Annotated in this window: 1 protein-coding gene; it reads left to right on the top strand. The window is 76.0% G+C overall.

The features are described from left to right. A partial coding sequence (locus tag ACFHW0_RS31460; RefSeq protein ID WP_416613259.1) for a type I polyketide synthase occupies window positions 1-4,445 on the top strand: 4,445 nt, incomplete at both ends.

Here is a 4,445-nt window from a genome sequence, read left to right as displayed (position 1 = left end):
GGGGTGGCCGTCGACTGGCGGCCGTGGTTCGCCGACACCGGCGCCCGGCGGGTGGACCTGCCCACGTACGCCTTCCAGCACCAGCGCTACTGGCCCGAGGCGGGGGCCGGGTGGACCGGCGACGTCACCGCGGTCGGCCTGCGGCCCGCGCAACACCCCCTGCTCGGGGCCGCCGTCGGCGTCGCGCACGCCGAGGGCTTCCTGTTCACCGGCCGGCTGGCCCGGCGTACCCACCCGTGGATCTCCGACCACGTCGTCTTCGACACCGTGCTGCTGCCCGGCACGGGCTTCGTCGAACTCGCCCTCCAGGCGGGCGCGCACGTCGGCGCGGACCACGTCCGCGAACTCACCCTGGAATCGCCGCTGATCCTGCCGGAGACCGGGGGCGTGGACATCCAGCTCTGGATCGGCCCGGCGGACGAGACCGGCTGCCGGTCCGTGTCGCTGCACTCCGCCCAGGACGGCGAGCCGGCCGAGGGCGAGCGGGCCTGGACCCGCAACGCCAGCGGTGTGCTGGCCAGCGGCCCGGCCGCGCCGAGCGGCCCCGTCGGCTGGTCCGACCTGACCACCTGGCCCCCGCCGGGCGCGACCGAGGTCGGCACCGACGACCTCTACCTGAACCTCGCCGCCCAGGGCTACGACTACGGCCCGTCGTTCATCGCCCTGCGCTCCGCCTGGCGGCGCGGCGACGACCTCTTCGCCGAGCTGGCGCTGCCGGAGGCCCCCGCCGCCGAGGCCGGCGGGTACGGCCTGCACCCGGCACTGCTCGACGCGGCGCTGCACACCCTCGGCCTGACCACACCGGCCGGCGAACCGTCCGGGGCGGACATGCCCCCCGGGTACGGTCGGCTGCCGTTCTCCTGGAACGACGTCGCCCTGCACGGCGCCGGTGCCGCGGCGGCCCGGGTCCGGGTCTCGCACACCGGCCCCGACAGTATCTCGCTGCTGCTCACCGACGTCACCGGCGCGCCCGTCATCTCCGTCGGCTCCCTCGTCCTGCGGCCGGTCTCCGCCGACCAGCTCCGCACCGCCGGGGGTGGCGGCAGCGAGTCGCTGTTCCGGGTCGAGTGGGCCCCGCTCGCGTTGCCCGCCGGAGCCTCCACCGCCCACTGGGCGGTGGTCGGCGACGCGGCGGCGCTCACCGACGCGGTCGCCGCCACCGGCACGGCCGTGGCGGCGTACCCCGACCTGACCGCCCTGGCCACGGCGATGGACGACGGGACGGACGCACCCGGCGTGCTGGTCGTGCCGTTCCTCGACCCGCCCACGTCGGCGGACGTGCCCCGGGCCGTCGCCGAGGTGACCCACCGGGCGCTCGCCGTGCTCCAGCAGTTCCTCGCCGACGACCGCTACACCGCCTCCCGGCTCGTGGTGCTGACCTCAGGCGCGGTCGCCACCGAGTGGGACACCGACCTGACCGACCTGGCCGGCGCCGCCGTGATCGGCCTGCTCCGCTCCGCCCAGTCGGAGAACCCCGACCGGTTCGTGCTGGTCGACGTCGACGACATCGCCGGCTGCGCCGCCGCGCTCGTCCCGGCCGTCGCGACCGACGAGCCGCAGGTCGTCATCCGCGCGGGCGTCGCCGCCGGCGCCCGGCTCACCCGGGTCCCCGCCCCGAGCGAGCCGCCGGCCGCCCCGTTCGACTCCGACGGCACCGTCCTGATCACCGGCGCCACCGGCACCCTCGGCCAGCTGATGAGCCGGCACCTGGTAGGCACGTACGGCGTCCGGCACCTGATCCTCACCAGCCGGCGCGGCCGCGCCGCCGGGGGCGTCGCGGAGCTCTGCGCCGAGCTGGAGGCGCTCGGCGTGAGCGTCACCGTCGCCGCCTGCGACGTCGCCGACCGCGACGCCGTGGCCGAGCTGCTGGCCGGCATCCCGGCGGAGCACCCGCTCACCGCCGTCATCCACGCCGCCGGCGTCCGCGACGACGGCGTCATCTCCTCGCTCACCCCCGAGCGGATGGACGGCGTGCTGCGGCCCAAGGTCGACGCCGCCTGGCACCTGCACGAGCTGACCGCCGAGCTCGACCTGAAGGCGTTCGTCTCGTACTCCTCGCTCGCCGCCACCGCCGGCGGCCCGGGCCAGGGCAATTACGCCGCCGCCAACGCGTTCCTCGAAGGGCTCGCCCAGCACCGCAAGGCGCGCGGCCTCGCCGCCCTCACCCTCGCCTGGGGCCTCTGGGCCGACCGCAGCGGCATGACCACCGAGCTGGACGACGTCCACCTCAACCGGATCTCCCGCTCCGGCGTCGCCGCCATGGAGGCCGAGGAGGGGCTCGCCCTCTTCGACGCGGCCTGCCGCACCACCGACGCCGCGCTGGTCCCGGCCCGGCTGGACCTCGCCGCGATGAAGGTGCAGTTCGCCGGCGGGAGCATCCCGCCGCTGTACCGGGCGCTGATCCGCACGCCCGCCCGCGCCGCCGCGGCCACCACCGGCGCGTCGCTGGTGCAGCAGCTCGCCGGGCTCGGCGACACCGAACGGGCCGCCGCGCTGGTCGAGATCGTCCGGGGCCAGGCCGCCGCCGTGCTCGGCTACCCCGACCCGGCGGCCATCGAGCCGCGCCGGGCGTTCAGCGAGTTCGGGTTCGACTCGCTCACCGCAGTCGAGATGCGCAACCGGCTCAACAACGCCTTCGGGATGCGGCTGCCGGCCACCCTCGTCTTCGACTACCCGACCCCGCACGACCTGGCGGCCTTCCTGGGTACGGAGATCGCCGGCACCCCCGTCCCGGTGCGACCCACCACCACCGCCGTGTCGGTCGGCGACGACGAGCCCCTCGCCATCATCGGCATGGCCTGCCGGCTGCCCGGCGGCGTGTGGTCGCCCGACGACCTGTGGCGGCTGGTGGTCGACGGCGTCGACGCGATCAGCGACCTGCCGACCGACCGGGGCTGGGACCTCGACAGCCTCTACAGCCCCGACCCGGACGCCCCCGGCACCTTCTACGCCCGGGGCGGCGGCTTCCTCAGCGGCGTCGACCGGTTCGACCCCGGCTTCTTCGGCATCTCGCCCCGCGAGGCCCTGGCCATGGACCCGCAGCAGCGGCTGCTGCTGGAGACCACCTGGGAGTCCTTCGAGTCCGCCGGCATCGACCCGGCCGACGCGCGGGGCAGCAGCACCGGCGTCTTCGTCGGCACCAGCGGCCAGGACTACGGCTCGCTGCTCGCGTACTCGCCGGAGGCCGCCGAGGGCTACATGCTGACCGGGATGACCAGCAGCGTCATCTCCGGCCGGGTGGCGTACACGTTCGGGCTGGAGGGGCCGGCCGTGTCGCTGGACACGGCCTGCTCGTCGTCCCTCGTCGCCCTGCACTGGGCCGGCCAGGCGCTGCGGCGCGGCGAGTGCGACATGGCCCTCGCCGGCGGCGTCATGGTGATGGCCACCCCGACCGCGTTCGTCGAGTTCTCCCGGCAGCGCGGCCTCGCCGCCGACGGGCGGTGCAAGTCCTTCGCCGCGTCCGCCGACGGCACCGGCTGGTCCGAGGGCGTCGGCATGCTGCTCGTGCAGCGGCTCTCCGACGCCCGCCGGCAGGGCCGCACCGTGTACGCGGTGGTGCGCGGCTCGGCCATCAACCAGGACGGCGCCTCCAACGGCCTGACCGCGCCGAACGGCCCGTCGCAGCAGCGGGTGATCCGGCAGGCACTCGCGTCGGCGCGGCTCTCCACCGCCGACGTGGACGTGGTCGAGGCGCACGGCACGGGCACGACGCTGGGCGACCCGATCGAGGCGCAGGCCCTGCTGGCCACGTACGGGCGCGACCGGCCCGCCGACCGGCCGCTGCTGCTCGGCTCGATCAAGTCGAACATCGGCCACGCGCAGGCCGCCGCCGGTGTCGCCGGTGTGATCAAGATGGTGCAGGCCATCCGGCACGGCACGGTGCCGGCGACGCTGCACGTGGACGAGCCGTCCCCGCACATCGACTGGACCTCCGGCGCCGTCGAGCTGGCAACGGAGTCGCGGCCGTGGCCGGCGGTGGACCGGCCGCGCCGGGCCGCCGTGTCGTCGTTCGGCATCTCCGGGACCAACGCCCACGTCATCATCGAGCAGGCCGACGAGCCGTTCGAGGTCGCCGCTCCGGCCGAGCCCGGCCCCGGCCTGGTGACGTCGGACGTCGTGGTGTGGCCGGTGTCGGCGCGGTCGAAGCGCGCCCTCGCGGGGCAGGCGGCACGGCTCGCGCAGTTCGTGCGCGGGCGCGGCGAGGTGGATCCGGCGGCGGTGGGCTGGTCCCTGGCCACCACCCGGTCGGTGTTCGACCAGCGGGCCGCGGTGGTCGGGTCGACCGTCGAGGACCTGCTGGCCGGGCTCGACGCGCTGGCGTCGGGGACGCCGGCCGGCAACGTGGTCGCCGGCGCGGCCTTGTCGCACGGCGCGGGTGCGGTGTTCGTGTTCCCGGGTCAGGGTGCGCAGTCGGCGCGGATGGCCGCCGGTCTGGTGGGTCGTAC

It is taken from the genome of Micromonospora sp. LOL_025, from assembly GCF_048060285.1.
Taxonomy (GTDB): Bacteria; Actinomycetota; Actinomycetes; order Mycobacteriales; family Micromonosporaceae; genus Micromonospora.
The sequence above is the reverse complement of the archived record's forward strand: the minus strand, read 5'-3'. Positions and strand labels throughout refer to the sequence as shown.